Raw genomic sequence first — 17,629 nt, forward strand, 5'->3', positions numbered from 1 at the left:
GCCCGCTCCGGCCGCTCCGGCGCCCGCGAAGCCCGCCGCGAAGGCACCGGCTCCCACGCCGTCCGCCTCCGCCCCGGCCCCGGTCGCCAAGCCGCGACCCGACAACACCAAGGCAGCCGAGCCGGCCAAGGGCACCACCAGCCCGGTCCCGAAGGACGCTCCGGCCCCGGCGCCCGTCGCGGCCAGTGACGAGCCCGTCTACACGACCCTGCGCGGCATCCCGGCGGCGACCGCGAAGAACATGGACGTCTCGCTCTCCGTGCCGACCGCCACCTCGGTCCGCAACATCCCGGTCAAGCTGCTCTGGGACAACCGCACGGTGATCAACAACCACCTCGCGCGGGCCCGCGGCGGCAAGGTCTCCTTCACGCACCTCATCGGCTACGCCATCATCCGGGCGATCAAGGCCAACCCGGCGATGAACAACACCTACGCCGAGGTCGACGGCAAGCCCACCCAGGTGACGCCGGCCCACATCAACCTCGGCCTCGCGATCGACCAGCAGAAGCCGGACGGCACCCGGCAGCTCGTCGCCCCGTCGATCAAGGGCTGCGAGTCCATGGACTTCGCGCAGTTCTGGACGGCGTACGAGGACGTCGTGCGCAAGGCGAAGAACAACAAGCTGACGATGGAGGACTACTCCGGCACGACCGTCAGCCTCACCAACGTCGGCGGCCTGGGCACCAACAACTCGGTGCCGCGCCTGATGCAGGGCCAGGCCGCGATCATCGGCGTCGGCTCCATGGACTACCCGCCGGAGCTCCAGGGCGCCTCCGAGGCGCACCTCACCCGCGACGCGGTGAGCCGGATCATGACGATGACGTCGACCTACGACCACCGCGTCATCCAGGGCGCGCAGTCGGGTGAGTTCCTCGCCGCCGTGCACCGCCTGCTGCTCGGCGAGGACGGCTTCTACGACGACATCTTCCGCTCGCTGCGGATCCCCTACATCCCGATCCGCTGGAGCCGCGACGTCTCCACCAGCCACGACGACCAGGTCTCCAAGCAGGTCCGCGTCGGCGAGATGATCAACGCCTTCCGCGTGCGCGGCCACCTCATGGCCGACACCGACCCGCTGGAGTACAAGCAGCGCACCCACCCCGACCTTGAGATCGAGAACCACGGCCTCACGCTGTGGGACCTCGACCGGGAGTTCCCGACCGGCTCGTTCGGCCCGGCCAACAAGCGCTTCCTCAAGCTGCGCGACATCCTCGGCGTGCTCCGCAACGCGTACGTGCGGACCACCGGCATCGAGTACATGCACATCCAGGACCCGGCGCAGCGCGCCTGGATCCAGGAGCGGGTGGAGACGCCGTACGACAAGACGCCGCGCGAGGAGCAGCTCCGCATCCTGCTCAAGCTCAACGAGGCGGAGGCCTTCGAGACCTTCCTCCAGACCAAGTTCGTCGGCCAGAAGCGCTTCTCCCTCGAGGGCGGCGAGACCGCGATCCCGGTCGTCGACGAGATCGCCGAGGCCGCCGCGGAGGCCGGCCTCGAGGAGGTCGCGATCGGCATGGCCCACCGCGGCCGGCTCAACGTGCTGGCCAACATCGTGGGGAAGTCCTACAACCAGATCTTCCGCGAGTTCGAGGGCAACATCGACCCGCGCACGGTCCAGGGCTCCGGCGACGTGAAGTACCACCTCGGCGCCGACGGCATCTTCACCGCGGGCTCGGGCGACACCATCAAGGTCTCGGTGGCGGCCAACCCGTCCCACCTCGAGGTGGTCGACCCGGTCCTCGAGGGCATCGTCCGCGCCAAGCAGGACGTCCTCGACCAGGGGGCCGGCTACCCGGTGCTCCCGCTGCTCATCCACGGCGACGCGGCCTTCGCCGGCCAGGGCGTCGTGGCCGAGACCTTCCAGCTGGGGCAGCTGCGCGGCTACCGCACCGGCGGCACCGTCCACCTCGTGATCAACAACCAGGTCGGCTTCACCACCTCGCCCGGCTCGTCGCGCTCCTCGCTCTACGCGACCGACGTGGCCCGCATGGTGCAGGCGCCGATCTTCCACGTGAACGGCGACGACCCGGAGGCGTGCGTCCGCGCGGCCCGGCTGGCCTTCGACTACCGGCAGGCCTTCCACAAGGACGTCGTCATCGACCTGGTGTGCTACCGCCGCCGCGGCCACAACGAGGGCGACGACCCGTCGTTCACCCAGCCGCTGATGTACGACCTGATCGAGCAGAAGCGCTCGGTCCGCAAGCTCTACACCGAGTCCCTCATCGGCCGTGGCGACATCACGCTCGAGGAGGCCGAGGAGGTCCTGCGCGACTACCAGAGCCAGCTCGAGCGGGTCTTCACCGAGGTGCGCGACGCGGACAAGAAGCCCGAGCAGTGGGAGACCGTGCCGGAGTACCCCGAGAAGGAGGGCACGTCGGAGGCGACCGCCGTCAGCCTCGAGGTGCTCAAGCGGATCGCGGACGCCTACGTCACGCCGCCCGACGGCTTCACCGTCCACCCGAAGGTGATGCCGCAGCTGCAGCGCCGCTCGACGTCGATCACCGAGGGCGGGATCGACTGGGGCACCGGCGAGCTGATCGCCTTCGGGTCGCTGCTGATGGAGGGCCGCCCGGTCCGCCTGGCGGGCCAGGACTCGCGGCGCGGCACCTTCGCCTCGCGCTTCGCCACCATGATCGACCGGGTCAACGCCGACGAGTGGACGCCGCTGGCCTACCTCAGCGACGACCAGGCGAAGTTCTACATCTACGACTCGCTGCTGAGCGAGTACGCCGCGCTCGGCTTCGAGTACGGCTACTCCGTCGCCCGGCCCGACGCGCTGGTGCTGTGGGAGGCGCAGTTCGGCGACTTCGTCAACGGCGCCCAGAGCGTGATCGACGAGTACATCTCCGCGGGCAAGACCAAGTGGGGGCAGGACTCCGGCGTCGTGCTCCTCCTCCCCCACGGCTACGAGGGTCAGGGCGCCGACCACAGCTCGGCGCGCATCGAGCGCTTCCTCACGCTGTGCGCGGACGAGGCCATGGTGGTCGCCCAGCCGTCCACGCCGGCGTCGTACTTCCACCTGCTGCGCCGCCACGCGCTCGGCGAGCTCCACCGTCCGCTCATCGTCTTCACCCCGAAGTCGATGCTGCGCCGCAAGGAGGCGGCCTCGCAGCCCGAGGACTTCACCACGGGCACGTTCCAGGGTGTCATCCCCGACGCGGCGGCCGACGCGAGCAAGGTCACGACGGTGCTGCTCGTCTCGGGTCGCCTGACCTGGGACCTCGTCGTGGAGCGGAAGAAGCGCGAGCGCGACGACGTGGCGATCCTGCGGGTCGAGCAGCTCTACCCGTGGCCGGCCGACGAGATCCGCGAGCAGCTCGCGAAGTACCCTGGCGCGGTCGTGAAGTGGGTGCAGGACGAGCCGGCCAACCAGGGCCCGTGGCCGAGCTTCGCGCTCAACGTGTTCGAGCCGCTGGGCGTCGACGCCGAGCTGATCAGCCGGGTGGCGTCCTCGACCACGGCCGTCGGCACGGTCAAGCGCCACCTCGCCGAGCAGGCCGACCTGCTCGACCGGGCGTTCGGCTGACGCCGACAGCCGGGGCATCGAAGCGCCATGTACTTCACCGACAGGGGCCTGGAGGAGCTCGAGCGGCGGCGGGGTGACGAGGAGGTCACCTTCGCCTGGCTCGCCGAGAGCCTCCAGGCCTTCGTCGACACCCATCCCGAGTTCGAGACGGCGATCGAGCGCCTAGCGACCTGGCTCGCCAGACTCGACGATCCCGACGACTGACCGGGGTCGCGATGGTCTGGACCACCGGGACGAGGGTGCCCACAAACAATGGCCCTTCCGGCAACCCCGTGCGATAGTCCCCTCGGAAGTCTCGGGGCACACCAGCATAAGGAGATCCGGAGATGGACCCCGTACGTCCAACCCGCATCGTCGCGGCGTCGCTGATCACACTCGCACTGGGATCCGTCGGAGCGGTCGTCGTCGCACTCCCGGCACCGGCGGCGGACTCGGGCTACACGCTCAGCGTGGTCGCCGGCCGCGGCCGGGCGGTTCATGCCGGCCCGGCGAGCGAGAGCACGATCGCCGCGACATCGGTGGCCACCGATCCCAGCGGCAACCTCTATGTCGCGGACGCGAACGGCTACGTCGAGAAGGTCACTCCCGGAGGAACACTCTCGGTCCTCGCCGGCAATGGGCGCCCCCCAGAGGACGAGCAGCCCACGCCGGGGCCGGCCACCGGCAACGCCCTCAGCCCGACAGCCGTCGCCGTCGACACGAACGGCAACGTCTACATCGGCGACAGCCGGGGCTACGTCCTCGAGGTCGCTCCCAGTGGAGTCCTCTCCGTCGCCGCGGGCAACGGCGTCTCCGGCGACCCGACGCCCGGGGCGGCCACCAGCAGCCCGCTGGGTCCCCCGAACGGGGTGGCGGTCGATGCCGGCGGGAACCTCTACATCGGCGACTCCAACGGCTACCTGGAGAAGGTCACGCCCAGCGGAATGCTCTCGGTGCTCGCCGGCGACGGCACCTACGCCGCTCCATCACCCGGGCCCGCCGCCGACAGCACCGTACATCCCACAGGCGTCGCCACCGACGCCAGCGGCAACGTCTACGTCGCCGACCTCACCGGGTATGTCGAGAAGATCACGCCCGGCGGAACCCTCTCCATCGTTGCCGGCAACGGCCACACCACGGACGCGACAGGGCCGACGCCGGGGCCTGCCACCGCAAGCGCCGTCACCGCCGGAGGGGTGGACGTCGATGCCGGCGGGGCCCTCTATATCGCCGACGGCCACGGCTACATCGCCAAGGTCACCTCGACCGGCACGCTCTCGGTCATTGCGGGCACCGGCAATGTTGAGCACGGTGGGCCGACGCCCGGGCCGGCGGCCAGCAGCGCTGTTGCCCCGAACGGCGTCGCCCTGGACGGGAGCGGGAACCTGTACGTCGCCGACCTGACGTACGGCTTCGTCGAGAAGGTCACGCCCGGCGGGACCCTCTCGCTGGTCGCCGGGACCGGAAGCCGGAGTGTCGATCCCACGCCCGGCGTCGCGACCGACAGCGTCGTGAGCCCCAACGGCACCGCCGTCGATGCGGCCGGCAACCTCTACATCGCCGACGCGAACGGCTACGTCGCGAAGGTCACCCCCGGCGGCGCCCTCACCGTCGTCGCCGGCAACGGCACCGACGGGAACGCCACGGGCCCGACGCCAGGGCCGGCCACCCAGAGCGCCATGTATCCCAGCGGTGTCGCCGTCGACGCCAGCGGCAACCTCTACATCGCCGACGGATACGGCTGGGTCGAGAAGGTCACGCCCAGCGGAACCCTCTCCGTCGTCGCCGGCAACGGCGAGGCCACCGAATCGACCACCCCGACGCCAGGGCCGGCCACGCAGAGCGGGATGTGGCCCGAGGACATTGCGGTCGACGCCAGCGGCAACCTCTACATCGCCGACGCGCACGGCTACATCGAGAAGGTCACGCCCAGCGGAACCCTCTCCGTCGTCGCCGGCAACGGTGGCTACACCGACACCGGCCCTCCCGCGCCGGGTCCGGCCACGGCCAGCGTCGTGGGCACCTCCGGAGTGGCCGTCGACGCGAGTGGCAACCTCTACCTCGCCGACGGCCGCGGCTACGTCGAGAAGGTCACGCCCGGCGGAATCCTGTCCGTGGTCGCGGGGAACGGCACCGCCGGCGCTCCGACCCCGGGACCTGCCACAGGCAGCGCGATCACGCCCAGCGGCATCGCCGTCGGGACGGACGGCACACTCTACGTCGCCGACGCGAGTGGATACGCGGAGAGCGTCGCCCCCGACGGCACCCTCTCCGTCATCGCCGGAAACGGCGCGGTCGGCCTGCCCACACCCGGTGCCGCCACCGCCAGCGCCCTCGAGCCCTTCGGGATCGCCGTCGACGCAGCCGCCACGGTATACGTGGCCGACAGCCTCGGCATCGACAAGCTCACGCCACCGGACAGGAACACCCCGACGACGCCGGGCGCCTCGACCACGCCGACCACCCCGGCGACGCCGGGCGGCGGGACCACCCAGCCGACCAGCTTCACCGTCACCACACCCGGGCACGGCGCCGGCAAGGCCAAGGTCGGCAAGACCCTGACCGCCACACCGGCCACTCTCTCCCCCACCCCGACCGCCATCAGCTACCAGTGGCGACGCGGCGCCAAGGCGATCAAGAAGGCCACCAAAGCCACCTACAAGCTCACCAAGGCCGACCGGAGGAAGAAGATCTCCGTCACCATCACCTATACCCGCACCGGCCTCCCACCCCTCGTCCAGACCCTCGTCATCGCCAAGAAGGTCAAATAGAGAGCGGACGTCAGGACGGCGCCTCAGAAGCCGTCGAACGTCGACGGTCGCGCGTCGGACTCGTCCGGCAGACCGTCGCCGTCGGAGTCGGGAAGCTGAGTGAGCCGAATCCTCAGAGTTCCGGATCCTGTGCCCGAGGCCATCCAATACGGATCCACGTCCAGATTGGACGTTCCGCAGCCGCAGCCGAACGACTTCTCGAACGTCACGGTTCCGGTCGCGTGATCCCACTCCGATTGTCCGAGCAGTTGTGGAAGCTGATCCACGACCGTGTCGGGGAGGAGACCGGGGGTCAGAGCGACACGGCAACCCGGCGTATCGCCGTCCTCGGAGGGGATGTCAGCCAAGGGGTCGGCATTGTCCGCAGTCGCCCACGGGTAGCTGAGTTTCGTTCCCCAGCCGGTGGTCCGCGCAGGCACGATGCAGTTGTCCCCAGGCGCCACGGGACCTCCATTGGTCGCCGTCACCGACGACTCACCGGACAGGCTGTGGTGGTAACCGGTCGTGTCGTAGAACCAGCGCTGCGAGCCATCGGTCGCGGCCTCGTAGGTGCGCTCCATGTAGTGCGGAGACTCCGAGCCTGGGGGCGTCGTCGGCTCGTACCCGACGAAGGTGCTTGTCGCGTGCCACTCGACGATCCCGGTCCAGTAGCGGCGACGACCCTCGTCGCAGCCGGACGGGAACTTCGCGTCGATCAGGTCGGGCCACGTCTTGTCGATGACATTCCACTCGGGGCCGAGACTCAAGGGGCCACCCCACGCCTTCGCGAACATCCCGACCTTGAGAGCCTTGCCTGCCTTGACCTGCGCGCACGTGGGAGAGTCGTCGTCCTCTGCTGCCCAGTCGACGCTCAACGAGAGCGGCGTGTATATCGCCTGGACACCCGCGATGGCGCCTACCGCCTCCGTTCCCGCCCCCGGCCCGAATCCCACCGACCCGGAGATGGCGATGCTCATGCCGGCCGTGCCCTGGGCGCTGTCGGGTATGTATTCCAAGCTCTCCACCGAGTGCAGGTCGTTCTTTCCGTCGCCCTCACCGAACGCGAAGGACCCTTCGAACCCCAAGGTCGACGCTCCGCCGCCGTGGCCGGCCGAGATGCGGCCGGTGCGCGCCACCTTCGCCGTCAGGGACGCCGTGGCCAGGAACGGGACGCCGTCCACCAGGATCGGCTTCGACACCCACGGTGTGAACCCGAACTCGACACTGCATTCCCCGTCCAGGTCCCAACCGATCTTGTAGTCGATCACGGAGTCCAGCGCCAGCCGGACGTTGCCCTCGACGCCGACCGGAACATCGGGGAAGAAGTCGATCTCCTTCTTCTTCACCGAGTAGTTGAAGTGGTTGCCGGGATCAGGGCTGATCGCGAAGGCCGGCACCATGTCAGCCACGTTCACCGACGCGGTTCCTGAACAGCTCGCTTCCAGGGGGACCGTCGCACTCGCACGACCTCCAGAGATGCCCCTGGGCGTCGCCTCTGCCACCGATCGTGTCGTCGGCACCAGTGTCGTCTCCTCTCCCTCGATCTTGACGTCGGGCGAGACGTAGAGATCGAAGACGTCGTCGAGGCCCGCCTGGGTCAGCCTCACGGTGCGTCCGTCGGCGGAGATCGAGGTGATCGTTCCCACGAACCCACCGGTCACCTCCGCGGAAGGCGGCACGACCAGCGCGTGCCCGAGAACCGGCGTCACTCCGGAGGGCACAGTGGAGACCACCTGCCCCGAGATCAGCCTCGCGCTCACCTGGCCCGGCTGGGCAACGACAGCTCCCTCGGCGCGGATCGCGGCGCCCACGTGGTCCGTCGACGTCGGCGTGGTCAGCGTGGTCAGCACAGGTCCGACCCATCTCCCCTTCACCTTCGTGAACGCACCGAAGGTGTACGTCGCACCGGCGGCCAGGCCTCTTGCGACGACCCGAGTACTGCCGACTGCAGCCGCTCGACCCTTCGATGAACTCGACGGAGCCGCGGTCCCAGCCTGGTAGCGGACTCGTACCCGACTGCTCTTCTTCGGCTTCGTCAACGCGAACGAGACAGCGGTCGAGTCGAGCCCGGTGACCCGCAGCCGAGCCACGGCCACCTTCTTGAAGACGATCCTGACTCTGGTCGTGTGACGAGACTCCACCTTCGCCCTCTTCATCGAGGAGGTCGGCACGTAGAAGTACCCGTTCGCGCTGACCGGCGCCAGCTTCGGCACGTAGGTGCCGGTGCGGACCGACCTGGTGCTCGTTCGGACGCCCCCAGCCGTCGGCTTCGCGAAGGCCAGGCGCTGACGTCCGGAGAACACGACAGTGACTGCCACTCCCCTGGGCGCCACGATCGAGACGCGCATCTGGCCCGGACGAGGGGCCGCTTCCGCTGTCATGGGGAACAGGAACTGGCCGAGGACGAGGCACGAAGCGGCCGCAGCGAGCAGCCTGCCTGCGTTCATGGTCCGTCAGCGTAGTGACGGGATCGCTCAGCACGACGCTTTCTCGGAACTTCGCCTCAGGTGGTCTAGATCGCCGGGGCAGGTTCTGGGACGTAGGTCGGCGACGTCACGTGCGCTGACCGGTTGACCCTCAGTCCAGCGTCAGGACGATCTTGCCGAAGATGTCGCCGGACTCGAGGCGCTCGAAGGCCTGACGGGCGTCGGTCATGGGGATGGTGGAGTCGATCAGGGGCTTGTGACCGGTCGCGTCGAGCAGGGAGACCAGCGACGCCAGCTCGGCGCGAGTCCCCATCGTCGAGCCGATCACCCGCAGCTGCAGGAAGAAGATGTGGGTGAGCATCGCGTCGTCGAGCTTCGGGCCCGACGTGGTGCCGGAGATGACGAGGGCGCCGCCCGGCCGCAGGGAGCGGATCGAGTGCTCCCAGGTGGCCCGTCCGATCGTCTCCATCACGGCGTCGACCTTCGCCGGCAGCCGCTCGCCGCTCGGGAACGCCTCGTGGGCGCCGATCTCGCGGGCGCGCGCCCGCTTCTCCTCGTCGCGCGAGGTCGCGTAGACCCGCAGCCCGGCCGCGCGGGCGAGGACGATGCAGGCGGTCGCGACACCCCCGCCGGCGCCCTGCACGAGCACGCTGTCGCCCGCCTTGAGGCCGCCCTGCGTGAACAGCATCCGGTACGCCGTCAGCCAGGCCGTCGGGAGACAGGCGGCCTCCTCCAGTGAGAACCCCTCGGGCAGCGCGACGACGTTGCTCCGCGGCACCGCGACACGCTCGGCGAAGGTGCCCTGGTGGCGCTCGGAGAGCAGGCTCCGCTTCGGGTCGAGCGTCTCGTCGCCGACCCACGCGGGCGTGGAGATCACCGAGTGGACGAGCACCGGCCGGCCGTCCTCGTCCAGACCTGCCGCGTCGCAGCCGAGGATCATCGGCAGCCGGTCGGCCGGGAGGCCCTGGCCCTTGAGCGACCACAGGTCGTGGTGGTTGAGGCTCGCGGCCCTGACCGTCACGGTCGTCCAGCCCTCGGGCACGGCCGGCTCGGGCCGATCCCCCAGCTCCAGCCCGCTCAGCGGGTCGTCCCAGTCCTGGCTAGCGGCGTAGACGGCGAACACGGGGCCACCCTAGCCATGGCAGTCCCAGCCGCAGCACCACCACCGCCAGGACGTCCGCCTCCGGCACCGCTCCCCGGTGCCGCGAGTCGACGCCCTCGGCGGCGTTGTCCGACAGCAGCCACCAGCCCCGGTCGCGCCGCTCGACCGCCCGCTTGACGGCGACCGTGCCGTCGGCGAAGCGGGCGACCACGACCCGGCCGGGCACCGGCGTGACGGCGTATCGGACGAGGAGCAGATCGCCGTCGTGGAGACCCGGCTCCATCGACCGACCCCTGACCCGCGCGAGTCCCAGCACGGGAGTAGTGTCGCAAGTGCACCCGTCAATCCGAGAGGAACACGTATGTTCTCGCGCTTCGTCCCCTTCGCTCGCACGCTCGAGGTCTCGGCCCACTGCGACCTGCCCTGCGGCGTCTACGACCCCGCCCAGGCCCGCATCGAGGCGGAGTCCGTCAAGGCGTGCATCACCAAGGCCAACGCGTCCGACGACGCCGACTTCAAGGCGCGCGCCCTCGCCATCAAGGAGGAGCGCTCCGACCTCGTCAAGCACCACCTGTGGGTGCTGTGGACCGACTACTTCAAGCCCCCGCACTTCGAGAAGTACCCGCAGCTCAACGAGCTGTTCAACACCGCGACCAAGCTCGCCGGCGCCGGCGGCACCAAGGGCAGCTGGGACGAGGCCGTCGCGGACGACCTGCTCTCGAAGATCGACGAGATCGCCGAGATCTTCTGGGAGACGAAGAAGGCGGCCTGAGCTCGTCGCCCGGATGAGCACTCCCGACGTCGAGCTGCGGCTGCCGCCCGGCGGTGCCTACGTGGTCCTGCTGCGCACCCTCACCGCCGGGCTGGCAGCCCGGCTCGACTTCACCCTCGAGGAGATCGAGGACGCCCGAGTCTGCGTCGGCGAGGCCGCCGCACTGGCCCTGGAGGCGGCCTCGCCGGACTCGGACCTGCACACCGCCTTCGACCTGGCCCCGGGCCGGCTCACGATGACGGTGTCGGTCGACGAGAGCGACGGGCCCGCGCCGCTGGACGAGACGTCCTTCGCGTGGACGCTGCTCACGACCCTGGCCGAGGCCACCTGCGTGAGCGAGGACGGCCGGCGCTCGATCACCGTCGTGGCCACGAGCCAGATCGGCAGCCCGTCCCCGGCATGAGCGGCGAGTCCTCCTCGGGATTCGAGGAGGCCCGGGCGCGCAGCAGCGCGCTGTTCCGGGCGCTCCACGATCCTCACACCAGCGATCGGCCGGCCGTCCGCGCCGAGCTGATCACGCTCCACGTCCCGCTCGTGGAGCACCTCGCGCGACGCTTCCAGAACCGCGGCGAGTCCTACGAGGACCTGGTGCAGGTCGGCCTGGTCGGCCTGATCAAGGCGATCGACCGCTTCGAGATCGAGCGCGGCCTGGAGTTCTCGACGTACGCGACGCCGACCGTCGTCGGCGAGCTCAAGCGGCACCTGCGCGACAAGGGCTGGGCGATCCGCGTGCCGCGGCGGCTGCAGGAGCTCCGGCTCCAGATCACCCGCGTCAGCGGCGACATGACCCAGCGCCTGGGTCGCTCCCCGACCGCGGGCGAGCTGGCCAAGGAGATCGGCTGCAGCGTCGAGGAGATCGTCGAGGGCATGGAGTCCGGCAACGCCTGGTCGACGATCAGCCTCGACGCCGGAGGAGACTCCGACGACGGCCCGGACATGCTCGACGTGGTCGGGGTGGACGACGCGGGGCTGGGGCTGGTCGACGTACGCGAGTCGCTGAAGCCGCTGCTGGAGCAGCTCGACGACCGGGACAAGCGAATCCTGCTGCTGCGCTACTTCCGCAACCTGACCCAGTCGCAGATCGCCGAGGAGATCGGCGTCTCGCAGATGCACGTCTCGCGGCTGCTCGCCAAGATCCTCGCCCAGCTGCGCGCCGGGCTGGAGGAGCCTCAGTCCTGAGCCGGCTCGAGGGCCTCGATGCTGGCAGGAGCGAAGATGCCGACGAGGGCGACGACCGAGGCCAGGGCGAGAGGCACCGCGACGAACCACATGCCGCGGAAGCTCCAGGCCACGCCGAGCTCGATCAGCTCGACCATGACGATCGGGCTCCGGGCGATCGAGCTCAGCCGGAGCAGTCCCACCGCGCAGGCGACCAGCGTGACGGCGGCGATCACGTAGAACGCCGAGGTGGTGGCGCTCATCGCCACCTTGTCGCTCTCGAGAACGATCAGCTGCCACACCGCCAAGACGACGAAGGCGACCGCCTGGAGGAGCACGACCCCGACCGTCACCAGGAGCGGACGAGGGACAGCATCCAGACGCACCCCCCCAGCGTACGGCGCGTGCCCGGTGGTCGAGACGCCGCCTCCCGCGCGCCCCGGAGCGTGTAACAGTGAGGAAACACACTCCAATTGCCCCTTGTGTCGCGCCTCACGACCTGAAACCCTGGGGGTTCGCTCGTGAAGGCGTTCACATCCGCGCGCTCCGAGCCAGGCAGCACTGACGATCCAGCCGCTGCACGCGTTCTTGAGGAAAGTAGGAACCCCCACCCATGGATTGGCGTCACCGTTCGGCGTGCCTCGACGAGGATCCGGAGCTGTTCTTCCCCATCGGGAACACCGGCCCGGCGATCCTGCAGATCGAGGAGGCCAAGGCCGTCTGCCGTCGCTGCGAGGTGCGCGAGCAGTGCCTCCAGTGGGCTCTCGAGGCCGGCCAGGACCACGGTGTCTGGGGTGGCCTCAGCGAGGACGAGCGCCGCGCTCTGAAGCGCCGCAACGCGCGCGCCAGGGTCCGCACCGCGTAGCTCGGCCCGAGGCCGAGGCTCAGAGCGGGATCCTCAGCGCCGCTCGCGTCCCGCGGCCGTCGGGGCGGTTCTCGAGCGTGATCTGTCCGCCGAGCTCGCCCTCCACGAGCGTCTTCACGATCGACAGCCCGAGGTTGGTCGACCTCGCCAGGTCGAAGCCCTCGGGCAGTCCCTTGCCCGCGTCGGTGACGGACACCAGCAGCGTGTCGCCCGCGTGGGCGACGTCGACGGCGATCTCGCCGACCCCGTCGTGACCGGGGTCGGGATAGCCGTGCTCGACGGCGTTCTGCAGGAGCTCGGTGAGCACCATCGCGAGCGGGGTCGCGACCTCGGAGTTGAGGCCGCCGAACGACCCGGTCCGTCGCACCTGGACGTGTGCGGCGCCCACTCCCCCGACCTCGCCGAGCGCGTGCGAGACGCGGTCGGCGATCTCGTCGAACTCGACGATCTCCTCCACGGCCTGCGACAGCGTCTCATGCACGATGGCGATCGAGCCGACCCGGCGTACGGCCTCCTCGAGGGCCTCCTTCGCGTCCGGAGAGTCGATCCGGCGCGCCTGCAGCCGCAGCAGCGCCGCGACGGTCTGGAGGTTGTTCTTCACCCGGTGGTGGATCTCGCGGATGGTGGCGTCCTTCGTGACCAGCTCGCGGTCGCGGCGGCGCAGCTCGGAGACGTCGCGGACGAGGATCGCTGCGCCGATGTGGGCGCCGTCGGGCCGCAGCGGCAGCGAGCGCACGATGAGCGCCACGGTGTCGCTGACGATCTCCGCGTCGCGGAAGGAGCGCCCGCCCAGCACGGCGCTCAGGGTCTCCTCGTCGAGCCGGCGCTTGGGCGGCACCAGGCGCCGGGTGACGTCGGCCAGCGAGCGGCCGGTGAGGTCGCCGTTGAGCCCGAGCTTGCGGAAGGCCGACTGGGCGTTGGGGCTGGCGTACTCGACCGCGCCCTCGGCGTCCACGCGCACGAACCCGTCGCCGACCCGCGGGGTGTCGGCGTCGTCGCTGCGCTGGGCCGGAGACGGGAAGTAGCCCTCCGAGATCATCCGGGTGAGGTCCGAGGCGGTCCGCAGATACGCCAGCTCCAGGTGCGAGGGAGTGCGTACGCCGAGCAGGTTGGTGTTGCGGTCCACGAGCGCGATCACGCGGCCCTCGCGTCGCACCGGGATCGACTCGATCCGCACCGGCACCTCGTCGCGCCACTCCGGGTCGCCCTCGCGCACGAGCCGTCCCTCGGCCCATGCGGCGTCGAGCAGCGGGCGGCGGCCCACCGGCACGAAGGTGCCCAGCACGTCGTCGACGTACGCCGTCGGACCGGTCGTCGGGCGCATCTGCCCGGCCGCCCAGAAGCCCTGTCCGTCGCGGTCGGGAAGCCACAGCACGAGGTCCGCGAAGCTCAGGTCGGCGACGATCTGCCAGTCCGCCATGAGCAGGTGGAGCCAGGCCACATCCGCGTCCTCGAGGTCCGTGTGGGAGCGGACGATCTCGGTCAGGGAGGGCACGGCGAGCAGTCTAGGGATCTTCTAGAATGACGTCCGTGGCGATACCGGGGTCGTACTGGCAGGGCGTTCAGGCGCTCGGCGGAGCCGTGCCGGGCGACCGCCCGCTGCCCGAGCTGACCGCCGAGCTCACCCGGATGCTCGGCGACCCGGATCCCGAGTCGCGCGAGCGGATCGCCGTGCCGACCCTGCTCGGCTGGCTCGATCGCGGCGTCTACGACGACCTCCTCGCCGGACTCGGCGACGGGATGGCCGCGGGCCTGACCGTGGGGCTCGGCGAGCGCGGCACGGACACCGCCCTGCGGCGTACGTCGTCGGCGGCGGTGCTGACGGCCTGCCTGGACCGCGACACCGCGCACCGGCTGGTGCCGGGCGGCAAGGCGCTGGAGTGGGGCGACCGGCTGGTGTCGTGGCTGCTCGGCGACCGCGACCTGCGCGCGGTGGCGCCGGGCGGAGCGGCGCTCGCCAGCCTGGCCGCGTCGCCGCACATCGGCCGCCCGGAGCTGACCGTGGTGCTCGACGTCGTCGCCGACCGCGTGCTGGCGCCGACGACCGACCGGTTCCGGCTGCCCGAGGCCGACGGCCTGGCGCGGGCCACGATGGCGGTGCTGCGGCGCGACGCCCTCGACTTCGGGCTGATCGAGCCGTGGGTCATGCGGCTCGGCGTCGGAGCCGTGGAGGACGCCGCCGACACGCGCAACGCCGAGACGTTCCTGCGGGCGCTCTACACGCACGCGGCCGTCGGGCGGCGGCCGTTCTCGGTGCGCGCGGACCTCGTGCTGCTGCTGGTCGACGTGCTGCGCGAGATCGACCCCGCGCTGCGCTGACCGCGCACGTCGCGACAGCCCGGCAGCGGGGCCACTGTCACGGGCATAGAAGAAGCCCCGCCGGAGCGGGGCTCTTCTGTGTCAGCTGCGTCAGCTGTTGGGGCGCTTGCCGTGGTTCGCGCCCTTCTTGCGACGAGCGCGGCGCTTGCGTCCGGTCTTGCCCATGAGGAACTCCTCGATCGTGAAGGTCTGGAAAACCCGGAGATCCTAGCCGAGCTCGGTGCTGATCCGCACTTCGGTGAGCCGCACCAGCACCTTGGCCCGCAGCTCGGCCGGCGCGACCTCGCTGCACGAGCGCGCGACGACGGCCTTCACGGTGCGCTGCAGGTCGTAGCGCTCCAGGCACGGGTTGCAGGTGTCCAGGTGGGCGCGCACCGCGGCGCAGTCGGCGTCGTCGAGCTCGTTGTCGAGGAAGTAGACGATCTGCTCGAGGAAGTCCGCGCACTCCGCCGTCGACGGCTCCGACCCGTGGGCGTGATCGTTCATGCCACGGACTCCCTCACGTAGTCGCTGAGCAGGTCGCGGAGCTGCCGGCGACCGCGGTGCAGGCGTGACATGACCGTGCCGATCGGGGTGTCCATGATCTCGGCGATCTCCTTGTAGGCGAACCCCTCGACGTCGGCGAGGTAGACGGCGAGGCGGAACTCCTCGGGCAGCTTCTGCAGCGCGTCCTTGACCTCCGAGTCGGGGAGGTGCTCCAGCGCCTCCGCCTCGGCGGACTTCAGGCCCGAGGAGCTGTGCGACTCGGCACGGGCGAGCTGCCAGTCCTCGACGCCGCCGTCCTCACTGGCCATCGACACCTGCGGCTCGCGCTGCTTCTTGCGGTAGGAGTTGATGAAGGTGTTGGTGAGGATGCGGTAGAGCCACGCCTTGAGGTTGGTGCCCTCACGGAACTGGTGGAAGGACGAGAACGCCTTCGCGAACGTCTCCTGCACCAGGTCCTCCGCGTCCGCGGGGTTGCGGGTCATCCGCATCGCGGCCGAGTAGAGCTGGTCGAGGAAGGGCAGCGCGTCCCGCTCGAAGCGCAGCGCGCGCTCCTCGGCGGACTCGACGCGCTCGGCGGTGGGCTCGGCGGTGGACTCAGACATCAGGTCCCAGAGTACGGCGTCGGACACGAGGCCGCCCGAGCGCTCCGTGCCGCCCCGCGGAGTGCGCTCCAAGGTGATGGTCATGCCGGGTTCAACCGACGAGGCGCAGCGTCCATTCCGCGACCGCGTCGACGATCGTGGCGAGCGGGTCCCCGGCCTCGGCGCGGTGGCGCGCGGCGACCTTGAACGCGTGGTCTCCGAAGGGGATCTCGACGAGCTCGCCTGGCCAGGATCGCGCATTGGTGCGATGACACCCCGACGGGGTCGGCGACACGTCGTACGAGATCACGCACATGTGGGGATCTGGCGGAGGGAACTCGGCCGGCGTCCCGAACGGATCGCGGCCGCCCTGGACGACCAGGGTGGGCACGCCGGCGCCGGCGAGCTCGTCGAGCCGCGACCTCTCCGGCCGGCCCGGCGGATGGAGGGGGAAGGCGAGGGCCAGGCAGCCCGCCGCGCCGAGCGAGGCCGCGGTGCGGCAGGCCGAGCGCGCACCGGCGGAGCGGCCGCCGACGACCAGCGGCGTCTCGTCATCGAGGTCCTCGCGGAGCCGCTCGGCGGCGGCCGCGATGCCCGCGTCCAGTGTCCGGGGCGGCGAGGCGATCCGCTTGCCGGCGGTGCGCCAGGGCTGCTCGAAGAGCGCCACCTCGATGCCTCGCGGCGGGAGGCCGACGGCGAGGGCGACGAGGTCGGGACTCGCGATGCCGCCACCGGCGCCGTGGCTCAGCAGGAGGGTCGCCCGTGGGTCGGCGGTGGTGTGGCGGACGAGCCGGCCCTCGCCGTACGCCGTCGGGACGGTCGTCTCGGTCGGCGCGCTCATCCGAGCGGCTCGACCAGCTCGGGGCCGTTGTTCCGCACGTTGCCGACCGCCGGGGAGACCGGCCAGGCCTCGAGATGGGTCGCGGGGCTGAGCAGGTCGAGCGCACCCGGGCCCGCGCCGAGCCAGGCGGCCCAGTGCTCGGGCTCGACGAGCAGCGGCATCCGGTCGTGGAGGCGGCCGAGCGCGTCGGTGGCGCTCGTGGTGATGACGGTGCACGACCAGAGGAAGCCCTCGCCCTCGGGGGCCCTCGGGTCGCACCAGATCTCGTAGAGCCCGGCCATCGCGAGCGAGCGGCCGTCGGTGGGATGGATGTAGAAGGGCTGCTTGGAGCCGTTCTCGCACGTGTACCACTCGTAGTAGCCGTCCGCCGGGACGAGGCACCGGCGGGCGGCGAAGGCCCGGCGGAAGGCGGGCTTCTCGGCGACCGACTCGGCCCGGGCGTTGATCATCCGGGCGCCGCCCGAGGCGTCCTTGGACCACGACGGCACCAGTCCCCACCGCGCGCTGCGCAGCTGTCGCTCGCGGGCCTCCGGCTCGCCGTCGGCCGAGCGCGGCGGCCGCTCGGCGACGATGTAGACCTCGTCGGTCGGCGCGACGTTCCAGCTCGCCGGGAGATCGAGCGCGAGACGCAGCTCGTCGATGTCGAACTCCCCCGCGAGCTCCCCCGCGGACTTGCTCGAGGCGTACCGACCGCACATGCCGGCCAGCGTAGGGTGCCACGGAGCGACCAAGGCGGAAATCGCGCGCCGGGGCGCGCGGTGGCCAGGCGCGGGCGCGAAGGCGACCTGAAGAGCGGAGCGGTCGTCGAGCGCCCGCAACGCCGC

18 protein-coding genes are annotated in these 17,629 nt (G+C 70.8%); 8 read left to right on the forward strand and 10 right to left on the reverse strand.

Translation table 11 applies throughout. The annotated features are described in order from the left end of the window. From QM572_RS11200 to QM572_RS11210, 3 genes are all read left to right on the forward strand, one after another. A partial coding sequence (locus QM572_RS11200; protein ID WP_415093065.1) for a multifunctional oxoglutarate decarboxylase/oxoglutarate dehydrogenase thiamine pyrophosphate-binding subunit/dihydrolipoyllysine-residue succinyltransferase subunit occupies positions 1-3,526 on the forward strand: 3,526 nt, incomplete at its 5' end. 27 nt (positions 3,527-3,553) lie between these two features. Continuing rightward, a complete protein-coding gene (locus QM572_RS11205) occupies positions 3,554-3,730 on the forward strand; it encodes a DUF6104 family protein (RefSeq protein ID WP_415093067.1) in 177 nt (58 codons plus the stop codon). A 122-nt stretch (positions 3,731-3,852) separates the two neighbouring features. Further along, complete coding sequence (locus QM572_RS11210) at positions 3,853-6,276, forward strand: hypothetical protein (protein ID WP_415093069.1); 2,424 nt, start codon at positions 3,853-3,855, stop codon at positions 6,274-6,276. Between the two features lie 23 nt (positions 6,277-6,299). On the opposite strand, the gene QM572_RS11215 is transcribed toward QM572_RS11210, so the two are convergent. The 3 genes from QM572_RS11215 to QM572_RS11225 form a co-directional block, all read right to left on the reverse strand. Next, complete coding sequence (locus tag QM572_RS11215) at positions 6,300-8,426, reverse strand: hypothetical protein (protein ID WP_415093071.1); 2,127 nt, start codon at positions 8,424-8,426, stop codon at positions 6,300-6,302. A 406-nt stretch (positions 8,427-8,832) separates the two neighbouring features. Beyond that, a complete protein-coding gene (locus QM572_RS11220) occupies positions 8,833-9,804 on the reverse strand; it encodes a zinc-binding dehydrogenase (RefSeq protein WP_415093073.1) in 972 nt (323 codons plus the stop codon). Beyond that, the gene (locus QM572_RS11225; RefSeq protein WP_415093075.1) at positions 9,782-10,195 is read right to left on the reverse strand and encodes a S24/S26 family peptidase; all 414 of its coding nucleotides are present in this window, start codon (positions 10,193-10,195) and stop codon (positions 9,782-9,784) included. The genes QM572_RS11220 and QM572_RS11225 overlap by 23 nt, the downstream gene beginning before the upstream one ends. Here QM572_RS11225 and sodN point away from each other — a divergent pair. Genes sodN through QM572_RS11240 form a run of 3 tightly spaced genes read left to right on the forward strand, consistent with a single transcriptional unit; the run spans position 10,145 to position 11,734 of the window. Further along, positions 10,145-10,555 (forward strand): superoxide dismutase, Ni, encoded by a 411-nt coding sequence (gene sodN / locus QM572_RS11230; RefSeq protein WP_415093077.1) that lies wholly within the window; start codon positions 10,145-10,147, stop codon positions 10,553-10,555. The two genes, QM572_RS11225 and sodN, sit on opposite strands and share 51 nt — an antisense overlap. A 13-nt stretch (positions 10,556-10,568) precedes the next feature. Then, entirely contained in the window at positions 10,569-10,958 is a 390-nt protein-coding gene (locus QM572_RS11235) for an anti-sigma factor (RefSeq protein WP_415093079.1), read from the forward strand. Continuing rightward, positions 10,955-11,734 (forward strand): RNA polymerase sigma factor SigF, encoded by a 780-nt coding sequence (locus QM572_RS11240; RefSeq protein WP_415093081.1) that lies wholly within the window; start codon positions 10,955-10,957, stop codon positions 11,732-11,734. Before QM572_RS11235 ends, QM572_RS11240 begins: the two co-directional genes overlap by 4 nt. On the opposite strand, the gene QM572_RS11245 is transcribed toward QM572_RS11240, so the two are convergent. Next, entirely contained in the window at positions 11,725-12,099 is a 375-nt protein-coding gene (locus QM572_RS11245) for a hypothetical protein (protein WP_415093083.1), read from the reverse strand. The genes QM572_RS11240 and QM572_RS11245 overlap by 10 nt on opposite strands. 227 nt (positions 12,100-12,326) lie before the next feature. Here QM572_RS11245 and QM572_RS11250 point away from each other — a divergent pair, with 227 nt between their 5' ends. Further along, on the forward strand, positions 12,327-12,578 hold the full coding sequence (locus QM572_RS11250; RefSeq protein WP_227782919.1) for a WhiB family transcriptional regulator: 252 nt from the start codon (positions 12,327-12,329) through the stop codon (positions 12,576-12,578). A gap of 19 nt (positions 12,579-12,597) precedes the next feature. On the opposite strand, the gene QM572_RS11255 is transcribed toward QM572_RS11250, so the two are convergent. Then, the gene (locus tag QM572_RS11255) at positions 12,598-14,073 is read right to left on the reverse strand and encodes a sensor histidine kinase (protein ID WP_415093085.1); all 1,476 of its coding nucleotides are present in this window, start codon (positions 14,071-14,073) and stop codon (positions 12,598-12,600) included. 35 nt (positions 14,074-14,108) lie between these two features. Here QM572_RS11255 and QM572_RS11260 point away from each other — a divergent pair, with 35 nt between their 5' ends. Then, positions 14,109-14,897 (forward strand): DUF2785 domain-containing protein, encoded by a 789-nt coding sequence (locus QM572_RS11260; protein ID WP_415093087.1) that lies wholly within the window; start codon positions 14,109-14,111, stop codon positions 14,895-14,897. 90 nt (positions 14,898-14,987) lie between these two features. On the opposite strand, the gene QM572_RS11265 is transcribed toward QM572_RS11260, so the two are convergent. The 5 genes from QM572_RS11265 to QM572_RS11285 form a co-directional block, all read right to left on the reverse strand. Next, positions 14,988-15,062, reverse strand: a complete 75-nt coding sequence (locus QM572_RS11265) for a 50S ribosomal protein bL37 (RefSeq protein ID WP_370249596.1) — start codon at positions 15,060-15,062, stop codon at positions 14,988-14,990. A gap of 42 nt (positions 15,063-15,104) precedes the next feature. After that, positions 15,105-15,383, reverse strand: coding sequence for a mycothiol system anti-sigma-R factor (gene rsrA, locus QM572_RS11270; RefSeq protein WP_415093089.1), 279 nt, complete (start codon positions 15,381-15,383; stop codon positions 15,105-15,107). Further along, positions 15,380-15,985, reverse strand: coding sequence for a sigma-70 family RNA polymerase sigma factor (locus tag QM572_RS11275; protein WP_415093091.1), 606 nt, complete (start codon positions 15,983-15,985; stop codon positions 15,380-15,382). The genes rsrA and QM572_RS11275 overlap by 4 nt, the downstream gene beginning before the upstream one ends. 91 nt (positions 15,986-16,076) lie before the next feature. Beyond that, positions 16,077-16,805 carry an alpha/beta family hydrolase gene (locus QM572_RS11280; protein ID WP_415093093.1) on the reverse strand — a complete coding sequence of 243 codons (729 nt, stop codon included), beginning with the start codon at positions 16,803-16,805 and terminating at the stop codon, positions 16,077-16,079. Next, positions 16,802-17,503, reverse strand: a complete 702-nt coding sequence (locus QM572_RS11285; RefSeq protein ID WP_415093095.1) for an SOS response-associated peptidase — start codon at positions 17,501-17,503, stop codon at positions 16,802-16,804. The genes QM572_RS11280 and QM572_RS11285 overlap by 4 nt, the downstream gene beginning before the upstream one ends. Positions 17,504-17,629 lie beyond the last annotated feature (126 nt).

This window comes from Nocardioides sp., assembly GCF_047607365.1.
Classification (GTDB): Bacteria; Actinomycetota; Actinomycetes; order Propionibacteriales; family Nocardioidaceae; genus Nocardioides.